This window comes from Streptosporangium sp. NPDC004379 (genome assembly GCF_042873875.1).
Taxonomy (GTDB): Bacteria; Actinomycetota; Actinomycetes; order Streptosporangiales; family Streptosporangiaceae; genus Streptosporangium.
The window spans coordinates 218,192-242,574 of the sequence record NZ_JBIAMC010000013.1; the positions used below are offsets into that span (position 1 = coordinate 218,192).

General features: G+C 72.2%; 23 protein-coding genes. 6 read left to right on the forward strand and 17 right to left on the reverse strand.

The genetic code is table 11. The annotated features are described in order from the left end of the window. Positions 1-95: 95 nt before the first annotated feature. The 3 genes from ACFYSC_RS26710 to ACFYSC_RS26720 all read right to left on the reverse strand — a co-directional run bounded on the left by ACFYSC_RS26710 (position 96) and on the right by ACFYSC_RS26720 (position 3,204). Entirely contained in the window at positions 96-965 is an 870-nt protein-coding gene (locus tag ACFYSC_RS26710; protein ID WP_389967010.1) for a hypothetical protein, read from the reverse strand. 190 nt (positions 966-1,155) lie between these two features. Continuing rightward, entirely contained in the window at positions 1,156-2,397 is a 1,242-nt protein-coding gene (locus ACFYSC_RS26715) for an acyltransferase family protein (RefSeq protein WP_389967013.1), read from the reverse strand. 207 nt (positions 2,398-2,604) lie between these two features. After that, complete coding sequence (locus ACFYSC_RS26720; RefSeq protein ID WP_389967016.1) at positions 2,605-3,204, reverse strand: TetR/AcrR family transcriptional regulator; 600 nt, start codon at positions 3,202-3,204, stop codon at positions 2,605-2,607. A gap of 91 nt (positions 3,205-3,295) precedes the next feature. Between ACFYSC_RS26720 and ACFYSC_RS26725 the strand changes: the two genes are divergently transcribed. The 3 genes from ACFYSC_RS26725 (at position 3,296) to ACFYSC_RS26735 (ending at position 6,769) form a co-directional block, all read left to right on the forward strand. Further along, on the forward strand, positions 3,296-4,165 hold the full coding sequence (locus ACFYSC_RS26725) for an alpha/beta fold hydrolase (protein WP_389967018.1): 870 nt from the start codon (positions 3,296-3,298) through the stop codon (positions 4,163-4,165). Between the two features lie 79 nt (positions 4,166-4,244). After that, entirely contained in the window at positions 4,245-5,090 is an 846-nt protein-coding gene (locus ACFYSC_RS26730; protein ID WP_389967021.1) for an alpha/beta fold hydrolase, read from the forward strand. A gap of 305 nt (positions 5,091-5,395) precedes the next feature. Continuing rightward, a complete protein-coding gene (locus ACFYSC_RS26735) occupies positions 5,396-6,769 on the forward strand; it encodes an MFS transporter (protein WP_389967024.1) in 1,374 nt (457 codons plus the stop codon). On the opposite strand, the gene ACFYSC_RS26740 is transcribed toward ACFYSC_RS26735, so the two are convergent. Next, positions 6,702-9,056, reverse strand: a complete 2,355-nt coding sequence (locus ACFYSC_RS26740) for an elongation factor G (RefSeq protein WP_389967027.1) — start codon at positions 9,054-9,056, stop codon at positions 6,702-6,704. The two genes, ACFYSC_RS26735 and ACFYSC_RS26740, sit on opposite strands and share 68 nt — an antisense overlap. A gap of 643 nt (positions 9,057-9,699) precedes the next feature. Beyond that, positions 9,700-10,566: a helix-turn-helix domain-containing protein gene (locus ACFYSC_RS26745; RefSeq protein WP_389967030.1), complete on the reverse strand. Its 867-nt coding sequence runs from the start codon at positions 10,564-10,566 to the stop codon at positions 9,700-9,702. Between the two features lie 122 nt (positions 10,567-10,688). Between ACFYSC_RS26745 and ACFYSC_RS26750 the strand changes: the two genes are divergently transcribed. Continuing rightward, positions 10,689-12,050, forward strand: a complete 1,362-nt coding sequence (locus ACFYSC_RS26750) for an MFS transporter (RefSeq protein ID WP_389967033.1) — start codon at positions 10,689-10,691, stop codon at positions 12,048-12,050. A 25-nt stretch (positions 12,051-12,075) separates the two neighbouring features. Here ACFYSC_RS26750 and ACFYSC_RS26755 read toward each other — a convergent pair whose 3' ends face one another. The 8 genes from ACFYSC_RS26755 to ACFYSC_RS26790 form a co-directional block, all read right to left on the reverse strand. After that, complete coding sequence (locus ACFYSC_RS26755) at positions 12,076-12,399, reverse strand: MazG nucleotide pyrophosphohydrolase domain-containing protein (protein WP_389967036.1); 324 nt, start codon at positions 12,397-12,399, stop codon at positions 12,076-12,078. A 98-nt stretch (positions 12,400-12,497) separates the two neighbouring features. After that, positions 12,498-12,638: a hypothetical protein gene (locus ACFYSC_RS26760; RefSeq protein WP_389967039.1), complete on the reverse strand. Its 141-nt coding sequence runs from the start codon at positions 12,636-12,638 to the stop codon at positions 12,498-12,500. Further along, complete coding sequence (locus tag ACFYSC_RS26765) at positions 12,638-12,955, reverse strand: hypothetical protein (RefSeq protein ID WP_362945082.1); 318 nt, start codon at positions 12,953-12,955, stop codon at positions 12,638-12,640. Before ACFYSC_RS26765 ends, ACFYSC_RS26760 begins: the two co-directional genes overlap by 1 nt. 247 nt (positions 12,956-13,202) lie before the next feature. Continuing rightward, entirely contained in the window at positions 13,203-13,580 is a 378-nt protein-coding gene (locus tag ACFYSC_RS26770) for a hypothetical protein (RefSeq protein WP_389967043.1), read from the reverse strand. Positions 13,581-13,701: 121 nt separating this feature from the next. Then, positions 13,702-14,886 carry a helix-turn-helix domain-containing protein gene (locus ACFYSC_RS26775; protein WP_389967046.1) on the reverse strand — a complete coding sequence of 395 codons (1,185 nt, stop codon included), beginning with the start codon at positions 14,884-14,886 and terminating at the stop codon, positions 13,702-13,704. A gap of 178 nt (positions 14,887-15,064) precedes the next feature. Next, positions 15,065-15,403, reverse strand: coding sequence for a DUF6300 family protein (locus tag ACFYSC_RS26780; protein ID WP_389967049.1), 339 nt, complete (start codon positions 15,401-15,403; stop codon positions 15,065-15,067). Then, the gene (dnaE, locus tag ACFYSC_RS26785; protein WP_389967052.1) at positions 15,400-18,948 is read right to left on the reverse strand and encodes a DNA polymerase III subunit alpha; all 3,549 of its coding nucleotides are present in this window, start codon (positions 18,946-18,948) and stop codon (positions 15,400-15,402) included. The genes ACFYSC_RS26780 and dnaE overlap by 4 nt, the downstream gene beginning before the upstream one ends. A 302-nt stretch (positions 18,949-19,250) precedes the next feature. After that, positions 19,251-19,754: a MarR family winged helix-turn-helix transcriptional regulator gene (locus ACFYSC_RS26790; protein WP_389967055.1), complete on the reverse strand. Its 504-nt coding sequence runs from the start codon at positions 19,752-19,754 to the stop codon at positions 19,251-19,253. Between the two features lie 67 nt (positions 19,755-19,821). Here ACFYSC_RS26790 and ACFYSC_RS26795 point away from each other — a divergent pair, with 67 nt between their 5' ends. Further along, positions 19,822-20,256, forward strand: coding sequence for a MarR family transcriptional regulator (locus tag ACFYSC_RS26795; RefSeq protein WP_389967058.1), 435 nt, complete (start codon positions 19,822-19,824; stop codon positions 20,254-20,256). Here ACFYSC_RS26795 and ACFYSC_RS26800 read toward each other — a convergent pair. Both ACFYSC_RS26800 and ACFYSC_RS26805 read right to left on the reverse strand, forming a co-directional pair. Continuing rightward, positions 20,240-21,436, reverse strand: coding sequence for an acyltransferase family protein (locus tag ACFYSC_RS26800; protein WP_389967061.1), 1,197 nt, complete (start codon positions 21,434-21,436; stop codon positions 20,240-20,242). The genes ACFYSC_RS26795 and ACFYSC_RS26800 overlap by 17 nt on opposite strands. Before the next feature lie 149 nt (positions 21,437-21,585). Beyond that, complete coding sequence (locus tag ACFYSC_RS26805; protein ID WP_389967064.1) at positions 21,586-22,107, reverse strand: TIGR03086 family metal-binding protein; 522 nt, start codon at positions 22,105-22,107, stop codon at positions 21,586-21,588. 19 nt (positions 22,108-22,126) lie between these two features. Here ACFYSC_RS26805 and ACFYSC_RS26810 point away from each other — a divergent pair, with 19 nt between their 5' ends. Next, positions 22,127-22,972, forward strand: a complete 846-nt coding sequence (locus tag ACFYSC_RS26810) for a DUF6597 domain-containing transcriptional factor (RefSeq protein ID WP_389967066.1) — start codon at positions 22,127-22,129, stop codon at positions 22,970-22,972. Here ACFYSC_RS26810 and ACFYSC_RS26815 read toward each other — a convergent pair. After that, positions 22,951-23,496, reverse strand: coding sequence for a dihydrofolate reductase family protein (locus tag ACFYSC_RS26815; RefSeq protein WP_389967068.1), 546 nt, complete (start codon positions 23,494-23,496; stop codon positions 22,951-22,953). The genes ACFYSC_RS26810 and ACFYSC_RS26815 overlap by 22 nt on opposite strands. A gap of 148 nt (positions 23,497-23,644) precedes the next feature. Further along, positions 23,645-24,346 carry a helix-turn-helix domain-containing protein gene (locus ACFYSC_RS26820; RefSeq protein WP_389967071.1) on the reverse strand — a complete coding sequence of 234 codons (702 nt, stop codon included), beginning with the start codon at positions 24,344-24,346 and terminating at the stop codon, positions 23,645-23,647. Positions 24,347-24,383: the final 37 nt, after the last annotated feature.

The window sequence follows — 24,383 nt, forward strand, 5'->3', positions numbered from 1 at the left end:
GCCCCGGACGCCCGCTGAGCCCCGGACGCCCGGTACAAGGCCGGACGCCCGGTACAAGGCCCCGGCGGGTGGACGCCGGGGCCGGAGACGAGCCGTCAGGGCTTGACCGTGTTGACGATCTCCTTGGGGTCGGAGAAGTCGAAGAGGTAGTCGATCTTCAGGTCCTTCTCGTCGAGGACCTTGTCGGCGGGCGGAGCCAGGACGGTGACCGGCATGCCCCAGTCGGTGTAGCGGGTGTCCGTCCTGAAGGTCATCGAGACCTTCTTGCCCATCCGCATGGTCTCGGTGCTCATCATGCGCTGGGGCAGGCCGTCGCCGTTCGTCCAGAGCCGCCAGGAGATCGACCTCTTCGCGGCCTCGCGGCCGAGCTCGCCGGGGAGGGCGGGGTAGGACTTGGGGGACGCCTTGGACAGCTGCCCCAGGCTCACGGTGCCCCGGTAGAGGAAACCGCCGGAGGCGGGTTCGCGCTTCGCGCCCTTCAGCATGGTCTTGAGGACCGTCGGCTCGAACACGTTGACGGTCTGGCTGCTGACGGCCTTGAGGTCGGCGGGGGCCTTCGTGCGGACCCACTCCTTGCTCTCGGGCAGGTTGCCGTACGTGCTGTTGGAGACGTAGAGCTTGCCGTCCACGGCGGTCACCGAGGACGGGGTGAAGAAGTCGAAGGACGACTCCGCGCCCTCAAGGGCCTTTGTGAGCTCCGGGTCGGCGACGATCTGCCAGGTGCCGTCGAAGGCGACCGGTCCGGAACGGCCGAACTGCAGCCTGGCGTTGTTGCGGATCCGTATCGAGGTCTTGTCGATGACGACCCGCGTGACCTCGGCGAGCTGGACGCCGTGCCCGTCGCGGAACTGCCGCTTGACCGCCTGCACCGGGTCCGGAGAACCCGCCTGCGCGGCGGCGGGCACGGCGGCGACCGGCACGGACGCGATCAGCGCCGCGACGGTTAGGACAATCCATCGCCTCATGAGGATTCGTCCCTTTCTGGAGGGGTGGGAGAGCACCAAAGGGGCCATCATTCCAAAAGGGGATGAATGTTGCACAGGATATATGTGATGAAATAGTGCAGATTTGCCGGAATTGTCCGGAGAGGGTGGCGACCCGTGGAAAAGCAGCCGTGTTCCTCGCCGGACGCGCCGTCCCGTCCCCGCCCGCCCCTCACCCGGAGGGCTCACCCATCGGCTTCCCGGCCTCGCCGGATTCGTCGGCCCCGCGGGCTCCGGCCCCCCGTGCCGTCGCCCCCGCCGCCCGCCGGGCGAGCCGCCTGCCGAGGCGCTGGGCCGGGGCCTCGACCAGCCGGTGGGTCAGGTAGGCGAGCGGCACCAGGACGAGGAAGAACAGCGGGAGGTTCGGGACCACCCGCAGCAGGAGCGGATGCAGCAGGTAGAGGGAGAAGCTGATCACCCCGAGGTGGGTCAGCCAGTGGGGGAACGACCTGCGCCGCAGCGCGAACCCGGCCGCGAAGAAGGCCGCGGCCAGCAGGAGCGCCGGGGCCCAGCCGGGGTCGTCCTTGGCGAGGAACCCGCAGGCCAGGACCGTCAGCACGGTGGCCACGGCGGTGCGCCACCGGATCGCCCCCCGCTCCGCGCGGTACACGGCCGTACCGGCGAACATCATGGCCAGGACGATGAGGCCCTGCCACGCGCCGACCCGGCTGCCGAGGACCACCAGCGCCAGGCCGAGGACCCCGCCCGACACCGCGGCGACCGTGGTGCCGTTGACGCCGGTGACGCCGGTGACGCCGCCGCGTGCCCCGCCCCGCCCGCGCACCGACATCGCGATCGCCGCGACGACAGCCACTCCGAGCAGCGCGGCCACCAGGTCGGCGCCCCCCTTGATGGCCGGGCGCGGCAGCAGGAGCCCCAGCGGCACCGCCGCCAGTGCAAGGACGACCGCGACCACGGCCGAACGGTGCGCCTGCCGTACGGTGAACAGCCCCGCCGTCAGCAGGTAGAACGTCATCTCGTAGGAGAGCGTCCACATCACGCCGATGACGGCGGGCACGCCGAGCAGCTCCTGCAGCATCGTCGCGTTCCCGAGGACGACCAGCGGCAGCGGGCGGCTGCCCAGCCCCGGATGGAGGTCGAACGCCCCGGCGGCGGCGAGGAGCAGCGCCAGGACGACCGCGACGGCCAGCAGGGGAAGGAGGCGGAAGGCGCGGCCGATCCAGAAGGTCCGCAGGTCGCCGCGCCGTTCCAGGGAGGCCGGGATGATGTAGCCGCTGACCATGAAGAACACGAAGACGCCCCACGTGCCGACGTCGATCCTGCGGTCCACCTCCGCCCAGAGGTCCGGCAGGAACGTCCAGCCCGAGTGGTGCAGCGCGACGGCGAGCGCGGCGGGCCCGCGCAGGGCGTCCAGCCAGGCCAGCCGGGCCTGCCGGGAGGATTTCGGGGGCATTCGCCCGACTTTAGGCGACGAAAGCGACCCCACCGTACGCTTCGGAGCACCCCGCCACGCGAGAACACGTCAGCGGACGAGAGCCGAGAGCCCGTTCAGACCACAGGACTCCAGGCGGACCCCGTGCGTACGTTCAGGCCGCGGACCTCTGTCGGACCCCGCGCCTGTTCAGACCGCGGAACCCCCGGCGGACTCCGGTGAGCCCGGTCAGGCGGCGGACCCTCCGGCGGACCCCGCGCGCCGCAGGGCCTCGCGGGTCGCGGCGACGGCGGCCGCTCCGGCCACCTCCACGGGCTCGGTGGTCCGCAGCGCGCGGCTCAGGACGAACGCCCCCTCCAGCCCCGCCACCATGGAGATCGTGAGCTCGCGGGCCACGTCGTCGGGAACGCCCGCGGCGGCGAAGCGCTCGGTGCCGGCGGCGATCCAGGCGGAGAAGACGTCGGCGGTAGCCCGGCGCAGCGGTTCGCTGGTGCTCGCGACCTCCAGCGCGACGGTGGCGATCGGGCAGGCGTCGGCGTACCCGGTCTCCACGAGCAGCCGGGCGGCTCCGGCGAAGAAGTCACGGACACCGGCGACCGGGTCCGGGGCGGCGTCCATGACCGCGTCGAACATCTCGACGTACGTTCCGCCGGACCGGCGGATGACCTCCTCGCCGAGCTGCTCCTTCCCGCCGGGGAAGAAGTGGTAGATCGAGCCGAAGGGGGCCTCGGCCGCGGCCACGATCTGCTTGAGGCCGGTTCCGGTGTACCCGTTGCGGCGGAACAGCTCGGCGCTGGCGCCCATGATCCGGTCCTTGGTGCTCGCCACCTTGGTCCCTCCCCCTCGTCGTCACGGCCTTCCGATCGTACGCTACTCTCTCGCTAGAGCGATCTATCAACTAGCTTCGCCGGGAGCGGCCATGCCTGAGATCGAACTGTCCGCCGGAATCATCGAGTACGAGGACACCGGCGGCGACAAGCCGGTCATCGTCCTGCTGCACGGCCTCACCATGGACGGCTCCCTGTGGCGGAACGTCGTCCCCCACCTGCGCGCCGACCACCGCTGTGTGCTTCCGGTCCTGCCCCTGGGCGGCCACCACCGGCCGATGCGTCCCGACGCCGACCTCTCCCTGCGCGGACTCGGGCTGCTGGTGGCCGAGTTCCTGGAGCGGCTGGACCTGCGCGACGTCACCCTGGTCTTCAACGACTGGGGCGGCGCGCAGGTCCTGATCGCCGAAGGGCGCGCCGACCGGGTGGGCCGGCTCGTGCTCAGCGGCTGCGAGGCGTTCGACAACTACCCGCCCGGCGTTCCCGGCCGCATCATCGCCGCGGCCGCCAGGATCCCAGGCGGGCTCACGGTGGCCATGCGGTCGCTGCGGGTGCGTCCCCTGCGCAGGATGCCGGGAGGCTGGGGCTGGATGTCCAAGCGACCGGTCCCCGCCGACGTCATGGACGCCTGGTTCCGCCCGGCCCAGACGCGGCCGGAGATCAGGCGCGACCTGCGGAAGTACGCCCTGTCCACCACTCCGCGGCACACGCTGCTCGAATGGGCCGACCGGATGCGGTCCTTCGACCGGCCCGTCCTCGTCGTCTGGGCGGCGGAGGACCGCGTGATGCCGCGGGACCACGGCAGGCGGCTGGCCGAGCTCTTCCCGGACGGCCGGCTCGTCGAGATCGAGGACAGCTACACCCTGATCCCGGAGGACCAGCCCCGGGCGTTCACGCGCGCCGTCCTCGACTTCCTCCGCGACACGGCCCCGGCTCCCCGCCCCGACCGGGCCGCGGGCTGACCGGCGAACGGCTCCGGGCGGCCGGGATACTTGCGGCCGCCCGGAACGTTCTGTCACCCCCGGCGGCTACGCTCCGCTGATGGTCACCGAAACCGATCTCGAACTGGACGACGGGCGCGTCCTGCACGTGTACGACACGGGTGCGCCCGACGGCGGTGACCACCTCACCGTCTTCTGGCACCACGGCACGCCGAACATCGGCGCGCCCCCCGAGCCCCTCTTCCCGGCCGCGGAGCGGCTCGGCCTCCGCTGGGTCTCCTACGACCGGCCCGGGTACGGCGGATCCACGCCTCTCCCGGGCCGGGACATCGCGTCGGCCGCCGCCTGCGTCTCGGCCGTCGCCGACGCGCTGGGCATCGGCCGGTTCGCGGTCATGGGCCACTCCGGCGGCGCACCGCACGCCCTGGCGTGCGGCGCGCTGCTGCCCGACCGCGTCCTGGGCGTGGTCGGCGTCGCGGGAATGGCGCCCTTCGACGCCGAGGGGCTCGACTGGTTCGCGGGCATGGCCCCCTCCGGCGTGGCGTCCCTGCGCGCCGCCTCCGAGGGGCGCGAGGCGAAGGAGCGGTACGAGACCTCCGGAGCCGACTACGATCCGGAGTTCACCCCGGCGGACCACGCGGCGCTCTCCGGCACGTGGTCCTGGCTGAACAAGGTGGTCGGCGCGGCCGTCGAGGACGGCCCGGGAGCGCTGATCGACGACGACCTCGCCTACGTCGCCCCGTGGGGCTTCGAACCCCGGCGGGTGCGCGTGCCGGTCCTCCTCGTGCACGGCGGCCGGGACCGGGTCGTGCCCGCCGCGCACGGCGAGTGGCTCGCCCGTCGCTGCCCCTCGGCGGAGCTGTGGCCGCGCCCGGACGACGGGCACATCTCGGTGCTCGGCTCCGCCGAGTCGGCCCTGGAATGGCTCCGGACCCGCACCGGCTGACCGGGATCCGCCGCTCCGGCCCGCGTCGGCCGGCCGGGATCCGATGTTCGGGATCAACGCGGCTGACCGGGATCCGCTTCCCCGGGCCCACGCCGGCCGGGGGGCGATGCGTGGACCCCGTCCCGGGCCGCCGTTCCGTTCCGTCGTCCCGGAGGGAGAGGGCCTCGGTGAACTCCGCGCCCAGCCGGTCGCGCGACCGACCGTTAAGCCCAGGACTACATCCTTTGCCCGGTACCGCACGCGCCTGTGAGTCTCGGCGCATGACGACGCGCCCGACGCCGGAGCCCCACCGGGAGGGTCACCGGATGATCCTGTTGCTGGCCCTGGCCTGCGGCGTGGCCGTGGGCAACATCTACTTCCCCCAGGCGGTCAGCCCGCTGATCGCCTCCGGTCTGCACGTGCCGCCGGGTTCGGCCGCCCTGGCGGTGACCGCGGCCCAGCTCGGCTACGCAATGGGGATCTTCCTGCTGGTTCCCCTCGGCGACCGGCTGCCGCACCGCCCGCTGATCGTCACCCTGTTCGGCCTCACCGGCCTGGGTCTGCTCGCCGCGGGACTCGCCCCCTCCCTGCCGCCTCTCATCGGCGCCGGGGTCCTCGTCGGCGTCACGACCGTGGCCGCCCCGGTCATCGGGCCGATGGCGGCCGGCCTGGTGCCGGAGAACCGTCGCGGCGTGGTCTCCGGGACGCTGCTGAGCGGCTCGATCGGCGGCATGCTGCTGTCGCGCACCTTCGGCGGCTCCCTCGGCGAGTGGCTGGGGTGGCGGGCGCCCTACCTGCTGGCCGCCGCGCTCGCCCTGCTCCTCGCGGCGGTCCTCGCCCGCTCGCTGCCCGTGACGGTCCCCGCGACGCGCCGGCCGTACCCGGAGCTGCTGGCCGAGCCGCTGCGCCTGCTCCGCCGCGAACCCGAGCTGCGCCGCTCCTGCTTCTACCAGGCGACCGTCTTCGCCGGCTTCTCCGCGGTCTGGACGAGCCTCGCCCTGCTGCTCACCGGTCCCGTCTACGGCCTGGGCCCGCAGGCGGTCGGGATGTTCGCGCTGGTCAACGCCGTCACCATGGTGTGCACACCGGTCGCGGGACGTCAGGTGGACCGGCGGGGATCCGATCCGGTCAACCTCGTCTGCATGATCGGGGTCATCGTGTCGGCCGCCGTCCTCGCGGCGGGGAGCCTCGGCGGTGTCGCCGGCCTGGTGGCGCTGGCGCTGGGCACGCTGCTGCTCGACGTCGCGATGCAGTCCGGCATGGTCGCCAACCAGACGCGGATCTACCGGCTCCGCCCCGAAGTGCGGAGCCGGCTCAACACCGCCTACATGACCTGCGCGTTCCTCGGCGGCAGCGCGGGCTCCTGGCTCGGCGCCCGGGCCTGCGAGAGCCTCGGCTGGCCGGCCGTGTGCGCGCTCGTGGCTCTGCTCGCCACGGCGGCCCTGATCCGTCACCTGGCGGCCCTGAGGAGACGAGACGCCGGACCGGCGGCCTCGCGGCCACCGCGCCCGGCGTCGGTCCCCACCACGCCGGCGCCGGCCCCTCCCGGACCTGCGTCCCATCGGCAACCGCACCCGGCACCGGTCCCTCCCGGGCCTGCGTCCCTTCGGATACCGTGCCCGACGTCCGTCCCTACCGGGCCGGAGCCCCTTCGGGCACCGCGCCCGGCACCGGGGCGTACCCGGCGGCCCGGCTGGTGAAGGTCCCCCGGCCCCGGGTGCGGCCGCGCAGCGCGGTCGCGTAGCCGAACAGCTCGGCCAGCGGCACGGTCGCGGTGACCGCCACCGTACCCGCCCGGGTGACCGATCCCGACACCCGGCCGCGCCGGGCCGCCAGGTCGCCCAGCACCCCGCCGACGGCGTCGTCCGGAACGGTGACCGTGACCTCGGCCATCGGCTCCAGCAACGTCATCGCGCAGGCCCTCAGCGCCTCCCGCAGCGCGAGCCGGCCGGCCGTACGGAACGCCATCTCCGAGGAGTCCTTGGGATGGGTCGTCCCGTCGGTCAGCGTCACCCGCAGGCCGGTCACCGGATGACCGCCCAGGGGGCCCTCGGCCAGGGCGTCCCGGCAGCCCGCCTCGACCGCCCGGACGTACTCCTTCGGCACCCGCCCGCCGACGACGGCCGAGCGGAAGACGAAGCCCGCCGTACCACCGTCGCCGCCGCCGCTGGAACCACCGGAGCCGCCGGAGCCGTCCGGGGCGCCGATGCCGCCGGGTTCGCCCGGGGCACCGGGGGCGCCGTCCGGGGCGGAGCCCAGCGGCTCCACGCCGAGGACGACGCAGGCGAACTGACCGGCGCCGCCGTCCTGCTTGACGTGCCGGTACGACAGCCCGGACACCCCGCGCACGACGGTCTCCCGGTAGGTCACCCGCGGCCTGCCGACGCCGACGGCCAACCCGTGGGCACGGCGGATCTTCTCCACCGCGACCTCCAGGTGCAGCTCGCCCATCCCCGACAGCACCGTCTGACCGGTCTCGGGGTCGGTCCGGACCGACAGCGAGGGGTCCTCCTCGGCCAGCCGGGCCAGCGCCGCCGCGAGCCGGCCCGCGTCGGCCCTCCCGCGCGCCTCGACCGCCACGGAGACCACCGGATCGGCCGTCACCGGCGGTTCGAGGACCAGCGGGGCCTCGGGAGCGCACAGCGTGGCCCCGGTGCGGGCCGTCTTCAGCCCGACCACCGCGACGATGTCCCCGGCCACCGCCCGGTCCACCTCCGTGTGCCGGTCGGCCTGCACCCGCAGGATCCGGCCGATCCGCTCGGTACGGCCCGCGCCCGCGTCCAGCACCACGTCCCCCTTCCGTACGGTCCCCGAGTACACGCGCAGGTAGGCCAGCCGCCCGGTGGCGGTCGAGCTCACCTTGAAGACCAGCGAGGCGAACGGCGCCGCCGGGTCGGCACGCCGTACCTGTGCCGCGTCGTCCGCGGCGGACGGCGTCGCCTGGCCGACGGGCCGTGCCGGTGTCGTACCGTCCGGTGCCGATGGCGTCGCCGGGCCGGTGGGTCGTACCCGTTCCGGATCGTCCGAGGCGGGCGGCGCGACCGGGCCTACGAGCCCTACCCGCGCCTCACCACTGGAGGCGCCCCGTACCGGCGGCACGTCCAGCGGCGAGGGCAGGTAGGCCACGACGGCGTCCAGCAGCGGCTCGATCCCGCGGTTGCGGTAGGCCGACCCGCACAGCACCACCACGCCCTCGCCGGTACGGGTCAGGTCGCGCAGCGCGGCGGCGAGGGTCTCCCCGGAGATCGCGGGCTCCGCGCAGAACTCCTCCAGCGCGCCCGGATGCAGCCCGGCCACCGCCTCCTCGAGGAGCCGGCGGCGCCGGTGCGCCTCCTCGCGCAGACCGTCCGGCACCGGACCCTCCACCGGGCCCTCCCCGGCGGCCTCGCGGTCGCCGGGCCAGACCAGAGAGCGCATGCGCGGCAGATCGACCACTCCGGTGAACCCGTCCTCCCGCCCGATCGGCAGCTGGACCACCAGCGGGGTCACGCCCAGCCGGTCACGGATCGCCGTAGCCACCGCGTCGAGGTCGGCGCCGGCGCGGTCGAGCTTGTTGACGAAGGCGATCCGCGGCACGCCGTGCCGGTCGGCCTGCCGCCACACCGACTCGCTCTGCGGCTCGACCCCCGCGACGCCGTCGAACACCGCGACCGCGCCGTCGAGCACCCGCAGCGAGCGCTCGACCTCGTCGGAGAAGTCGACGTGGCCGGGGGTGTCGATGAGGTTGATCCGGTGGCCGTCCCAGGCGCAGCTCACCGCCGCGGCGAAGATGGTGATCCCGCGGTCGCGCTCCTGGGAGTCGAAGTCGGTGACGGTGGTCCCGTCGTGCACCTCGCCACGCCGGTGGACGGCGCCGGTGGCGTACAGGATCCGTTCGGTGATCGTGGTCTTCCCCGCGTCGACGTGGGCGAGGATGCCCAGGTTCCGGACGCCGGTCAGCGGTTCGGTGAGGTGGTCGGTGAGATGAAGGTGCGGGTTCGCACGCATGCCCATGGCTCCTGAATGGATTTCGGACAGGACAGCGCGATTAATGACAAAACGCCCAAGCCTAGATCAGGCGAGGACCCCTTCCCATGGAACCGCCACGCCGGTGCACGCCCGAGGCGTGCCGCACCGGAGCACAGCCGGACGACCGATCCGGCTTCGTAAGGGCACCGCCGTCGCGATGCCGTACCGGGGCACGGCCGCTGGTGAGGCTTCCGGCTCTATGCGGGCACCGTACCGGGGCACGCCAGGACGGCCGGTTCGCCGTCCGGCGGAAGGGGGTCAGGCGTTCGTCACGGACATCCGGCGCCGACCGCGCGGCCGACGCCGGGAACCGTCGAAGACACCAGAATCACGTCGTACCGTGACCGTGACCGTGACCGGGGGACGATCCCGACGGTGCGGTGATGGTGACGCACGGCCGGTTCCCCTCTCATTCGTCAAGGCACGCGCCGCGGTGCGCGGCAGCGTTTTCCCGACGAATGTAGCCAACCGGCCAATCCCAGGAAACCGGTTTTCCGAGTGGCGCCGTACGACCGCGGACGTCCCGGCCATGGACCCGCGCGACCTGGCCGGGACGGTTTCCTTCGGAGGCCTCGTACGGCGCGGCGGGCCCGGTGGGTCGCACGCGGCCGTCCCACCCGTCTCAGGCCGACGACGCGGGGCCGGACGGTGCGCGTGTGGTGGTGGCGGCCAGGTGCCGCAGCTTCTCCTCCGACGCGGAGCCGGGCTCGGCGGCGAACAGGTCCATCCCCTGCAGCTCGGGGTCGCCGGGGAGGCCGACGAGTTCGGCGGACAGCCGCAGCTCACCCACGAGCGGATGGTCGAGGACGTAGTCGCGGTGCGTCGCGACGGCCACGTGGTGCTCGTGCCACAGGCGGCCGAACTCGGGGCTCCGCCGGCAGATCGCGTCGACGTGCTCCATGACCCGCGGGTTCGTGGGATACCGCGCGGCCAGGACACGCAGCTGGGCCACGTGCTCGCGGGCGAGCCGCGGCCAGCCCTCGCCGTGCATGCGCCGGATGTCCTCGTCCAGGAAGATCAGATGGGCGATGGTCCTGCGCTCCTCGGGGAGCGCGGCGAAGTCGGCGAAGACGGCGGCGGCGAGCCTGTTCCAGGCGATGACGTCGGCGTGCCGTCCGAGGACGAAGGCGGGCGTGAGGACCATGGAGTCCAGCAGCCGCTGCAGCCCCGGTCGGAGCGGGACCTGCGGGACGTCTCGGCACCGGTGCGCGGGGTGGGCCAGCGCGTGCAGGTATCCCCGCTCGTCCCCGGTGAGCCGCAGCGCGTCGGCGATGGCGTCCAGCACCTCGGCCGAGACGTTCCGGCTGCGGCCCTGCTCCAGCCGGGTGTAGTGGGTGACGCTCACCCCGGCGAGCATCGCCAGCTCCTCCCGGCGCAGCCCGCGCACCCGCCGTGTCCCGGCGCTCCGGTACGGCAGGCCGGTGTCCTCCGGACGCAGCCGCGCCCTGCGGGACTTGAGGAACTCGCTCAGTTCGGCACCACGATCCACGATCACCCAGCCTAGGCAGAATTTGACCAGTCAGAGCACGGACCTGGCTGGCGGCCGGGGCCCCGAGCAGGCTGTCCGGCATGCGACCTGTGATCCCTCTTGTCCTCCTCGGCTTGGGCAGCATGACCACAGCCCTGGACTTCACCATCGTCTACGTCGCGCTGCCGCAGATCGCGCGTGACGTGGGGTTCTCCCCCTACGCGCTGCAGTGGGTGGTCAGCGCCTACGCGGTGCCCTTCGGAGGCTTCCTGCTGCTCGGCGGCCGCCTGTCCGACCTGCTCGGCAGGCGGCGCATGTTCGTCCTCGGCCTGCTGCTGTACGGCGTCGCCTCGCTCCTCGGCGGCCTGGCCACCGCCCCGGCCCTCCTGGTCGGCGCGCGGGCGCTGCAGGGACTCGGCGGCGCGGTGCTGATGCCGGCGACCCTGTCGCTGGTCGTCACCATGTTCGAGGAGGGGCCGGCCCGCAACCGGGCGATGACCGTGTGGGCGGTGTGCGGCGCCGGTGGGCTCAGCCTCGGCGCACTGCTCGGCGGCGTGCTGACCGGCGCGTTCGGCTGGGAGGCGGTCTTCTTCGTCAACCTGCCGCTGACCGCGGCCGGCGCCGCCGCGGCGTTCGCCGTCCTGACACCGGACGGCCCGCGACGGGCGGGCGGGTTCGACCTGCCCGGCGCGCTCACCGGCACCGCGGGCGTCACGGCGCTCGTGTTCGCCATCGCGCGCGGCGCGGAGCCGGGCCCGCTCTCCCCCGAGGTCCTGGCGTCCCTCGCCGCCGCCGTGGCGCTGCTCGCCGCGTTCTTCGTGATCGAGGCGCGCAGCCGCAACCCGCTGATGCCCCTCCGGCTGCTGGCCAACCGGCACACGAGCGCCGCCGCCGGAGCCATCCTGGTCTACGGCCTGACCCTGCAGTGCGTGCCGTACTTCCTCACCCTGCATTTCCAGGACGTGCTCGGCTACGACGCCCTGCGGTCGGGCCTGGCCTTCCTCGGGCCGACCCTGGGGATCACGGCGGGCAACCTGGCCGCCGAACGACTGATCCCGCGCGTCGGGACGCGCGGCACGCTGGTCCTCAGCGTGCTCGTGGGAGCGGCCGGCACGGCGGTGCTGGCGTCGAGCCTGTCCGCCGACGGCTCCTACCTCGGCCTGCTGGCCGGGCTCGCCGGTTTCGGCCTGGGGTCGGGGTTGTCGTTCAACACCATGTTCATCGTCGCCTCGACCGGCGTGGCCCCGCACGAGCAGGGCGCGGTCTCCGGCCTCTCCTCCACCGTCCTGCAGGCGGGCGGCAGCGCGGGCCTGGCCGTACTGGTGGCCGTGGCCGGTCGCGACACCGCCGGCCTGACCGGGCACGCGCTGCGCGCCGCCACCGCCGACGGGTTGCGATCCGCCCTCTTCACCGCCGCGGCCCTCGCTTTGATCGGCGTGGTGGCCGCGCTGGCGATCCCCCGGACCGCCGCCCGGGAGGCGGGTCACCGCGTACCGTCCTCGTAGTCCTCGTAGCTGATACAGCCTCGGCCTATGTCCAGACGCGTGTCTCGTTGACCTGCTCTTTCTCCCGCAGGGCTTCGGACAGGTCGACTCCGGCGCGGTTGGCGATCGACGCGACGTAGATGAGGACGTCCGCGAGCTCGGCGCCGACGCTTCCCGTCAGGCTGGTGGGGTCGATCGACAGGGAGGTGTGCTTGCGCACGGCCTTGCACACCTCTCCGGTCTCCTCGCTGAGCTTCAGACACTGCTCGATGATCGTGCTGTCGGAGAAGCCGCGTTCCTTCTCCATCTCCGCGACATACCGCTGGAGCGTCTCCAGCGACGGAGAATGCGTACTGGGAAGAGGCTGCATGGTGATCCCGGATGTGACGGGTGAGAACGCCGCCACGCTAGCAGCACCGCCTGTAGCCCCTCACGAAAACCAGGCTTCCGCATGCCGCGAAGCGCGCCTCAGCCCGGGACGCGGTGAAGACCGGACCGCAGGATGGCGGCCGCGGCGACTGCGACGCGGGCCTCGGTGTGGCCGGCGTTGACGATGCCGCGCAAAGCGTCACGCTCCCGGAAGCGCAGCGTGGCGGCGGCGAGCTCCATCAGGGGACCGGTGCCGGTTCGGCGTAGACCAATTCGGCGATCCGGCGGGCCGCGCCGGCCAGGTCGGAAGCGGGGGCGTTCTCAACAGGGATGCCCGGTTCGGGGCTCCAGTAGACGACCTCGCCGTTGTAGCCGGTCCACACGGTCAGTGCCTCGCCGATGAGCAGGTGGGGCCGGCTGTCCTCCCGGATGAGCCGGGGGAAGATCTCGTGGTCGGTGAGCCTGGTGCGCAACCGCTGAAGGGTGGCGGTGGCCAGGCCCCATCGGGTGATCTGCTGGAGCCGGTCGCTCGCGGGGGTGCCGGGTGTCGGAATCATGCTGGTGCGGGTCCTCTCGTGCGGTGAGAGCGGATGAGGGAGATGAGCGGCCCCGGGGTCTTCCGGCGGGGAACGCCGGTGATCGTCTCGGGGCCGCCTCCGGCGGGCGTCGGGCGGCCGGGCCGTGTCGGGGGCGTGGGCCACGGCCGGTACAGAGCCCCGCCAGAGCTGGAAGTCAAGAGCCGTCGGCCGGACGGGGCCGGACGAGTCGGACAGGTGTTGAGCGGGGTGGACGGGGTCGTCCGGGTCAGACGGGTGCGGCTCCGGCGGGCTTCGTGAGCGTGTCCAGATACTCCCGTTGACGGCGCAGGCTCGGGTTCCGGCCGAACAGCTTCGCCAGGAGGCCGGCGGCCCCCTCGGGGTCGGTCGAGGGGTGGCGGACCATGCCGCCGCCGTCGAACCAGCGGAATGCGTCCGGGACGCTCCAGACGAGCAGGCCCGGTGCGAGGCTCAGCGTGTAGTGGCCGCCGGACGTTCTCATGACGTCACCGTCCGGCGTCGCCACGCCGTGGCCGTGCAGGGCCTGGCGAAGCAGCCGCATCGCGTCGGCGGGGGTGGCGGAGGCGTGTGGCGGCTCGGGGAGGCCGTGGAGGCCGCGCCGTTCATCCGCTCGGTAACGGGTCATGTACCGATGGTGATGGCGCGGGAGATGGACCACCAGGGACGCGATGTCCCGCCCTCTCACTCGCCCGCCGGAGGAGGAGGACGCCCTGCCCCACCCGCCTTGAGGCGAGCGGGACGCGGGTCTACCGGGTCAGGTGGAGGGAGCGCACCAGCGACCGGACGGAGGGCGACGGGCGCGTCTCCTGCTCCCGGATCTCGGCCACCAGGGAACGGGCGACGCCTTGGTGACGGAACCACACCGGCGACAGCGCGTGCGCCTCCTGGAGTCGTTCGACGGCCGCCTGCCGGTGCCGGGCGTCCAGGTGTGCCTGGGCGACATCGATGAGATGACGACCGTAGGAGATGCCTGAAAGATCGCCGGGCCGGACGCGGCCGGCCGCGTTCAGTGCCTTGTCCGCCTCCTTCCGTACGGCGTAGACGTGCGTGGCCTGCATCGCCACCGTTGCCGGGCCGAACGCGGTGTTGTAGACCGGTGTCCGCCGACCGAGCCGTTCGGCACCCGCGGAGGCCAGCGCGATGTAGTCCGCGACCTCCCGGCCGGCCGCCGCCGCCGGGGCCAGGGCGGTCATCAGCAGGTTGCCCCACGCGGCCACGTGAGCGGCCGGAGCGGAGAACGACGGCTCGATCCGGGCCGCCATACCGGCGGCGAGCTCCTCGGCTTCCCTGGTTCGGCCCTGGTGCAGCAGCACCCATGAGTACGTGGCGTGCAGGGTCATCCACAGCAGCTCGTCATCGCCGCCGTGTGCGACGGTGATGGCCCGCTCCGCGCCGATCGCCGCCAGGTCGTCCCGTCCGAGGTGCACCATCACGCTGGCCGCCAGGTCATAGGCCATGGCCAGCGGATACACCGCCGCCGCGCCGTACGCCGCGTGGGACAGCCGCGCCTCGGCGATCAGTCCGGGAAGCCGGGCGATCAGGGCGGGGAAGTCACCGGCCCAGTAACGGCGGCAGGCGTCGTCCACCGCGGCCCGCACGTCCGCCACCGGCGTGGGCTCCCCGTCGTGGCCGTCGTCCACCCCGGGCAGCAGGGACGCCGACAGCAGGGCGTCCCGCAGCTTCAGGACGCTGGCGCCGTCGCGTTCGCCGCCCATGCGGTCGCGTTTGCCGGTCAGCGCCGACAGGTCCACGTCCAGCGCGTTCGCCAACCGCATCAAGGTGGTCAGCCGCGCCGACTCCCGGCGGCCCTGCTCCAGCTTCGCGACGATGTCCCTGCTGACCCCGGCCCGTTCGGCGAGCTCCTCCTGCGTCCAGGAACGGTCGCCACGGATCTTCCTGAGCCGGTCTCCGATGGTGCAACCGTCGTCCATGGGCTCCGCCTCCCCCTGGTGATGTCGCGTTTCCAGGCTAAGCCGCGGACCCGCTCATTGACAGGCGTTCCCGGGTGGAAGAGCCTGCTCATCGCCATGCCGTCGGGACCACCGGGCGTCGGCCTCCAGCACGGTCTCCGCCCCGGTGGAACGAGGCCGGGGCGGAGGCCGTGCCTCGTCACAGTTCGCCGCGGCGCCAGGCGTCGGCCTCCCGTGTGGACTCGTCCGGCGCGGGAGGCCGCACGCAGCCGGTCCACCGGTCGAGCAGCCGCGCGAACTCCTCGGCGACCTCGCCGGTGACGGTCTCGTGGACGTGGAACCAGGTGATGAGCGGCGCGGCGAGCGGGTCGCCGGAGTCGCATCCCGCGCACAGCACGACCGGCACGTGGCCGCGCACCGCGGATCCGCGGGCGTTGGTCCAGCCGTGGCCGACCATCACCGACAGCAGGCCCTCACCGTCGCAGCGCGGGCACACCGGAGGCTCCACGACCGAGACGACCTCGACGGGGCGGCTCACAGGGCGATCGCGTCCGACCCGAACAGCGCCTTGACGTCCCCGGCGAAGGACGGGGCCGCGTCGACCTGGTAGTCCGGCAGCGCCATGACCACCGTCCGGCCGGTGTGACGGCGCAGCCGTACCTGCACCGGCACCTTGCCCTCGTGTGTCTTGAGGATGTTGCGCAGCTCCTCGACCAGTTCGGCGGTGACCCGCTCCTCCCGCAGGAAGATCGTGACGGGCGGTCCGGAGTCGCCGGCGGCGATGGAGACGTCGATGACGGTGAGGTCCTGGGCGAAGATCGAGATCGCTCCGTCGCGGTTGTTGACCTGGCCCCCCACCGACACCACGGCGTCCTCCCGCAGCATCGGCCCGTACAGCTCGTAGTTCTTGGGGAAGAACAGGCACTCGACGGCGGAGTCCATGTCCTCGACCACGACGATCGCCCAGAGGTTCCCGGCCTTGTTGACGCGCTTGTCGACCTTCGTGATGAGACCGCAGACCCGGACGTCGCCGCGTTCCCGGCCGCTGTCGAGCAGTTCGACGATCGTGGTGTCACGGTTGCGCGCCAGGAGGCGCTCGGTTCCGGCGAGGGGGTGGTCGGAGACGTACAGGCCGAGCATCTCCCGCTCGAAGTCCAGGCGCGTCTTCTTGTCCCACTCGGTGTCGGGGACGGTGACGGTGAAGACGTTCTCCTCGGTGTCCTCGGTACCGCCGAAGAGGGAGTCCTGGCCGTTGGCCTCGTTCTTCTTGATGTCGATGACGGAGTCGACGGCCTGTTCGTGGGTGAGCAGCAGCCCCTTGCGGGGGTGGTCGAGGGAGTCGAAGGCCCCGGCCTTGATCAGGGACTCGATGACGCGCTTGTTGCAGACCTGCAGCGGCACCTTGCCGAGGAAGTCGTTGAAGTCGGTGTAGCCGTCCTTCTCCTGGCGGGCCTTGATGATGCCCTCGACGACGTTCTCGCCGACGTTGCGGACCGCGCCGAGACCGAAGCGGACCTTGTCGTCGCCGACCGCGGCGAACGTCAGGTCGGAGTCGTTGACGTCGGGCGGCAGGACCTGGATGCCCATCTTGCGGCATTCGGCGAGGTAGATGGCGGCCTTGTCCTTGTCGTCGCCGACGCTGGTGAGCAGGGCCGCCATGTAGTCGGCGGGGTAGTTGGCCTTGAGGTAGGCCGTCCAGTACGCGACGAGGCCGTAGCCGGCGGTGTGGGACTTGTTGAAGGCGTAGCCGGAGAACGGCAGCATGACGTCCCACAGCGCCTGGATCGCCCCGTCGCTGTAGCCGTTGCCGCGCATGCCCGCCTGGAAGTTGACGAACTCCTTGGCGAGGATCTCGGGCTTCTTCTTGCCCATGGCGCGGCGCAGCAGGTCGGCGCCGCCGAGGGTGTAGCCGGCCAGCTCCCGGGCGACCGCCATGATCTGCTCCTGGTAGACGAGCAGGTGGAAGGTGGATCCGAGGATCGGGTCCAGGGCGTCCTTCAGTTCCGGGTGGATCGGGGTGATCTCCTGGCGGGCGTTCTTTCGGTGGGCGTAGTTGGTGTGGGCGTTGGCGGCCATCGGGCCGGGCCGGTACAGCGCGAGGACGGCGGCGATGTCCTCGAACCGGGTGGGCTCCATCAGCTTCAGGAGCTGCCGCATGGGGCCGCCGTCGAGCTGGAAGACTCCCAGGGTGTCGCCGCGGGCCAGCAGCCTGTAGGTGGTCGCGTCGTCGAGGGGGATCTCCTCGGTACGGATCGTCACGCCGCGGTTCTGCTCGATGATCTTGATGGCGTGGTCGATGATGCCGAGGTTGCGCAGGCCCAGGAAGTCCATCTTGATCAGGCCCATGGACTCGCAGGACGGGTAGTCGAAGCCGGTGATGACCACGCCGTCCTTGTCCCGCATGTGCATCGGGATCAGGTCCAGCAGCGGCGCGGACGACAGGATGACCGCGGCGGCGTGCACGCCGGTGCCGCGGATCAGGCCCTCGATGCCGCGGCCGGTGTCGATGACCTTGCGCACGTCGACGTCCGACTCGTACAGGGAGCGGATCTCGCCGCCCTCGACGTAGCGGGGGTGCTCGGGGTCGAACATCTTCGCCAGGGGGACGCCCTTGCCCATGACGTCCGGCGGCATCGCCTTGGTGATCTTGTCGCCCATCGCGAAGGGGTAGCCGAGGATGCGGGAGGCGTCCTTGACGGCGGCCTTGGCCTTGATCGTGCCGAAGGTGTTGACCTGCGCGGTGTACTCGTTGCCGTACTTCCGGGTCACGTAGGACACCATGCGGTCGCGCTGGCGGTCGTCGAAGTCGAGGTCGATGTCGGGCGGGCTGATGCGCTCGGGGTTGAGGAACCGCTCGAACAGCAGGCCGTGCTCCAGCGGGTCCAGCTCGGTGATGCGGGTCGCGTAGGCGACGATCGAACCGGTCGCCGACCCCCGGCCGGGTCCGACGGCGATGCCGTTGTCCCGGGCGTACTTGCAGATGTCGGCGACGACGAGGAAGTAGGAGGAGAACCCCATGGGGCCGATGACCTTCATCTCGGTCTCGTACCGCTCCCACACCTCGGCGGGGACCGGGTCGCCGTAGCGCATGACCAGGCCCTGCTCGACCTCCTTGCGCAGCCACGACTCCTGCGTCTCCCCCTCGGGCACGTCGGGGTACTGCGGCATCCGGTCGATGTAGCCGAACACCTCGTCGTAGTCGCCGACCATCTCGGCGACCAGCAGCGTGTTGTCACACGCCTCGGGCAGCTCGGTGAACAGGCTCCGCATCTCGGCGGGGCTCTTGACGTAGTAGCCCGACCCGTTGAACCGGAACCGGTTCGGGTCGTCCTTGTTGCGGCCCACGCCGACGCACAGCAGGCTGTCGTGGGCGTCGGCCTGGTCCTCGGTGACGTAGTGGGAGTCGTTGGTGGCCAGCAGCGGGATGTTCAGCTGCTTCGCCAGGCGCAGCAGGTCCTCGCGGACGTCACGCTCGATGTCCAGGCCGTGGTCCATCAGCTCCAGGAAGTAGTTCTCCCTGCCGAAGATCTCCTGGTAGCCGGCCGCCGCCTCGACGGCCTGGTCGTACTGGCCGAGCCGCAGCCGGGTCTGCACCTCCCCCGAGGGGCAGCCGGTGGTGGCGATGATCCCCTCGGAGTGCCGGGCGACCAGCTCCCGGTCCATGCGGGGCTTGCCGTAGTAGCCCTCGAAGGAGGCCAGGGACGACAGGCGGAACAGGTTGCGCAGGCCCGCGACGTCCTTGGCCCACATGGTCATGTGCGTGTACCGGCCACCGCCGGAGACGTCCTTGCCGCCCTCGCCGTCCGCGACGCCGGTCTCGGCGCGTTTGCCCCAGAACACCGGCTTCTTGAAGGAGCGGGCGGCGGGCGCCACGTAGGCCTCGATGCCGATGATCGGCTTGATTCCCGCCTTCTTGGCCTCGCCCTGGAACTCGTAGGCGCCGAACATGTTGCCGTGATCGCTCATGGCGATGGCGGGCATCTCCAGCCGCGCCACCTCCTCGAACATCCGGCCGATCTTCGCCGCACCGTCGAGCATCGAGTACTCGGTGTGGACATGCAGATGCACGAAAGATTCGGTCACCTGTTCCCCTTTTCTCCAGGCCGGCCGCTGTTCCCGAGCCCCGGAGCCTACGCCTCCCGCCGCCCCGTCTCCACCCTCCGGCTCGCCTGACCCACCGGTGGACGCGAGCCACGTCTCCCCCACCGGTACGGCACGAGCAACTCTTGCTCTACCCGATCTGACCTGCGGTTATCTATCGGGGCGGGGTGGGCGGCGTGTGGCGGGCCCGCCGCGCTCACAGCACCCGCCCGGCTCCCGGCAGCCGCCGCACCAGGTAGGCGAGGCCCCGGCACAAGCGCCCGTACGGCCGCGCCGGGCCGTCCTCAGCGGGTGACCGTGCCCAGGGACTCCACGAACCTGGCGAGAAGGCGGGCGAACTCGGCGCGGTCCGCGGCCGGCCAGCCACTCATGGCCTCGGCGTAGATCCGCTGCCGGAAGGCGTGTATCTCCTCCGACAGGCGGCGTCCGGCCGGCGTGCGCACCAGGAGTGCCCTGCGGCCGTCCGCCTGGTCGGCCTCCCGCCGTACCAGACCCGCCGCCACGGCGGCGGCGACCAGCTTGCTGGCGCGTGGCTGGTCGATGTTCAACGCGGTGGCCACACCGGTGACGGTCACCGCGTCGCCCGCGTCCTCGGCCGCCTCGATGACGTCCAGCACTTCGGCGCCGGCCACCGGCGCGGCGGTCGCCGCCGTCTCCGGGCCGCCGCCGGAGCCGGCCTCCCGGCGGTCGGCGGCGAGCCGCGCCAGGGTGCGCCGGCTCTGGCTGCGGCGGATGGCCACCATGGCGCGTTCGACCGTCTCGATGTGATCGTCACCGTTGCGCTCCACGGTTCAGAAGCATATGCTCTCGCGCAGTTAGTTGTTAAAGTACATGTATATGTGAAAGGACATTCTCATGGAACGACCCATCGGCTACTGGCTGAAGCACCTCGACCGTCTCATCGAAGCCGCGGCCGAACAGGCCCTCGCCGAGGAGCGGCTCACCCGGAGGCACTGGCAGATCATGAACACCCTGCACGGGTCCCCGCAGACCCCGGGCGGTCTCGCCGAGACGTTGCGGCCCTTCTGGGGCCCCGGCTCGGTCACCCTGGAAGACGTCACCGGCGAGCTGACCCGCCGCGGCTGGCTCACCCTGGACGGCTCCGGCCGCCACGCGCTCACCCCGGACGGCCGGGCCGGTCACGCCATGGTCCGGGAGAAGATGAACGGCGTCCGTTCCACCTTCCTCACCGGTCTCACCGAGGCGGAGTACCTCCGGACCGTTCAGTCCCTGCGGCACATGACCGGCAACCTGGAGCGCGCCGCCGGGGGCGTCAGCCGCCCGGGGTGATGAGACGCCTGCCCAGCCGCTGCGCCGGGGCCTCCACGAAGCGCCAGGTCAGCGCGCTGAGGCCGAGCAGCGCCGCCACCACGCCGGCCAGCGCCGCCAGCCGCGCCCCCAGCGGTACGGCCGCCGGCTCGGGCCAGAACCACTGGACGCCCTCCAGCAGCAGCGGGTGGAGCAGGTAGACCGAGTAGCTGACCAGCCCCAGCCAGGTCAGGACCCGGGGCATCCGCCGGTGCCGCAGCGCCATCGCGGCGACGAAGGTGAGCCAGGCGGCGGCCTCGGCCGTCTGGGTGCCGAGGTCGCCGCGGGCCAGCCAGATCCCGGCCGCCGGCACCAGCGCCGCCCAGCCCGCCCGGCTCCAGGGGATCTGGCCCTGCTCGGCCCGGTACAGCGCCGTTCCGGCGAACATGGTGGCCAGGATCAGCAGCCCCTGCCAGGGGCCGGGGTAGCTCTGGTTGACCGCCAGCAGTCCCAGCACGACGGCCCCGACGACGATCGCGCCCGCCCGCCGTACCGTGCCTGAGCCCGCGAGCACCGCCGCCAGGCCCGCCGTCAGCGACGCGGCCACCACCAGTGTCACCGTCAGCATCCGGCCGGAGCCACCGGCCGAGAGGAGCGCGACCGGCAGCGTGCCCGCGCCCGCCACGGCCGCCGCGGTGAGGGCGAGGGCGTACGCGGTGCTCCGCCGGTGCAGGCCGAGGGTGAACATCGCGGTCAGCAGCAGGTAGAACGCCATCTCGTACGACAGCGTCCACAGCACGTTGACCAGGTTCGGCATGGCCAGCAGGTTCTGCAGCATCGTCAGGTGGCCCACCGTCAGGGAGAGCGGTCGCGAGCCCCACCAGACGTGCAGTTCGTCCCAGCCCATCGCGGCCAGCAGCGCCATGCCCGCCGCGCACACCACGAGCGGCGGGTACAGCCGGAAGAAGCGGGAGACCCAGAAGGCGCGCACGTCGCCCCGCCGTTCCAGCGACGCCGGCACGATGTAGCCACTGACCAGGAAGAACACGGTCACGCCGTACCATCCGGGCTCGAAGACCGCCTTGACCGGCATCCGCGCCCCGGGCAGCAGGGGCTGGAGCGTGTGCTCGAAGACCACGACCAGGGCGGCGAGGCCGCGGAGGGCGTCGAGCCAGGCCATGCGCCGTCCGGCCTGCCGGGACACCGCCGGAACAGTGAGCATCCGACGATGCTAATGATCAATGCCCGGAAAATGGGTCGATGCTCAGAAATAACGACCGATGAGCACCTTCGGTCACCGTGACCATGGATCAACCGGTATGCCGTCCTGTCCGAGCGGCCGACGGGAGCGGGAGCGGGAGCGGGAGCGCGTCAGGGCGTCCAGGCCGGGTCCCGGCCGATGACGCCGAGCAGGCGGTCGAACGGCGGGGCGTCGTCCGGGACGGCCACCGGCGGCCCGAAGGCGCCGCGCTGCCTGCCCGTCTCCACCATCCGGTCGGTGAAGTCCAGCGCCCGCGCGACCGTCCCGGGGTCGGGCTCGTACTCCCGGCCGACGGCCCTGGCCAGGTCCCAGCCGTGCACGACCATGTCGACGAGGTACATGTGGGCCAGCACGTCCATCGGCAGGCCCATGCCGGGGCTCGTGCCCTCCCACGCCTCCGGCCGGGACCAGGCCGCCAGCGTGCGCTCCGCCCTCTCGGGGAAGTCGCCCGCGTACGGTCCCCGCTCGGTCCTCGGCCCCCCGTGGGCCAGCGACTCGAACATCTCCGCCACCCACTCCAGGTGGTTGATCAGCTCCCTGACGTCGAACTTCTCACACGGCGTCGGCAGCCCGAGCTGCTCGGGCCCCACCTCGCGCACCAGTCCCGCGGTCCGTTCGGTGGCACGCCTCATCAACGGCATCATGTCGTCCATGACAGCCAGCGTGCCCCATTCGCCCGAGGCGCGGCTTGTAGAAACGCGACAGCGCGGCTGGGTCGACCCGTACGCGGGACTCGACGCCTTCGACTACGTCCGGCGGGCGCCGTCACCCGGGCTCGCGGCGTACGTCGAGCACTTCTGGGTCGTCACGTGGACCGATCTCGCCGAGCCGTACGAGCAGCGCATCGTCTCCCACCCCACCGTGAACATGACGATCACCGATGACTTCCACCGGATCGCGGGGGTGATCAGGGGCGGGTTCTCCTACACGATGCGGGGCGGCGGCCGCGTGCTCGGCACGCGTTTCCGCCCCGGCGGCTTCCGGCCGTTCCTCGACGGCCCGGTGTCCCGGCTGACCGACCGCTTCCCCGGGATCGGTGAGATGTACGGCGCGGCGGGCGAGACCCTGGTCCGGCGCGTCCTGACCGAACCGGACATCCCGGCCGCCGTCGCCCTCGTCGATGACTTCCTGCTGGGGCTGGGACCCCGCCGGGATCCGGTGGCCGAGGAGGTCGCGGCGCTGGTGGCGACGGCGGAGAACGACGTGTCCATGACCCGGGTCGACGCGCTGGCGGCCAGGGCCGGGCGGTCGGTGCGCTCACTGCAGCGGCTGTTCCGCGACTACGTCGGCGTCGGCCCCAAGTGGGTGATCCGCCGCTTCCGGCTGCACGAGGCCGCGGAGCGGGTCTACCGGGGCCTCGACCTGGCGACGCTGGCCGCCGAGCTCGGATACGCCGACCAGGCCCACCTGACCCGCGACTTCACCGCGGCGGTCGGCATGTCGCCCGCGGCCTACGCCCGGCTCGGCGGCACGGGTCAGCCGGCGTCCGGGACGTAGGTCAGGTTGAGCACGCCGGACCGGAACGTCTCGGACTCGACCAGTTTCAGCCTGTGGGTCGGAGTGTCCTCGAACAGCCGCTGACCGTGGCCGACGGCGATCGGGTGGACGAGCAGTTTCAGCTCGTCGAGCAACCCGTTGGCCAGCAGCCACCGCACGGTCGTCGCGGAGCCGGACATCTGGATGGTGCCGTCGGTCCGCTCCTTGACCTCGCGCAGCCTGGCCGCGACGTCGCCGGAGACGACGGTGGTGTTGCTCCACTCCGCCTCCCGCAGGGTGTTCGACACGACGTACTTGGGGGTGCCGTTGATGAACTTGGCGAAGTCCTGGTCCTGGTCCGTCGTCGTCCAGTACGCCGACCACTCCTCGTACAGCCTGCGGCCCATCAGAAACGCCGTCGCCTCCTGCATGCCCGCCCCGATCGCCGCGCCCATCTGGTCGTCGAAGTACGGGGTGTGCCACTGGTCGGGCGACTCGATCACGCCGTCCAGCGAGATGAAGAAGTTGGAAACGATCTTGGCCATTGCGCTGTTCCTTCGTCGTCAGGGGCACGGGAGGGGCCTCGCGTCCGCGGACCGGGGCGACCGGCCCTCCCTCCTCGCCGGCGTCGGCGGCGGAACCGTCCTCCGCCGTGACCGTGGCTGTGAAAAGGAGATTAGACGGGCGCGGGGCTCACATCTTGTACAGAAGCGACAGCGGCTCCGACGGGCTCCGGGCGCTCAGCTGCGTGGCGGTCCGCCCGATGTAGCGGGACAGCGACCGCGCCAGGTGCGGCTGGTCGAAATATCCGAGCCGGTGGATGACGTCGTGCACCGGCACACCCTCCAGGAGCAGGACCGCCGCCCGGCGGGCGCGGCCGATCTGCCGCACGGAGCCGGGGGTGAGTCCGGTCGCCGCCGCGAAGCGCCGCTGTACGGTCCGCTCGGACACGTCCGGCGGGGCGCCGCGGAACACCGCGGCGACGATCGGGTCACGGACCAGGACGCCCTCGCGCACCATCCGCCGCACGAATGCCTCGGCGTCGTCGTAGCCCGGAACACGCCAGGTGGAACCCTTCAGCCAGAAGGATCCGGGGGTCGCGTCCGGGATCTCCGCGGAACCGCCGACGAGCCGGCTGGCCGGGAGGTGCGGCATCGAGGTCCCGAGCGAGAAGCTGATCCCGAAGAACGTGGCCTCCTCGGGCACGGGGGCCGGGCACGCCCGGGGCTCCGGTCCCTGAACGGCCGCGCTGAACCGGCCGCGGTGCTCCCAGAAGACCAGGTCCCAGTGTGCGGTCGCGACCGAGGTCATCGTGTCGACGCCGTGGCTGGTGCTCCGCCACACCCGATCGATGTACGGCGAGTCGGACGGCCGGTCCTCGATCTCCAACCCCATCCGAGCCGTTCCTCCACCCTGTCGACGCCGACGCGGT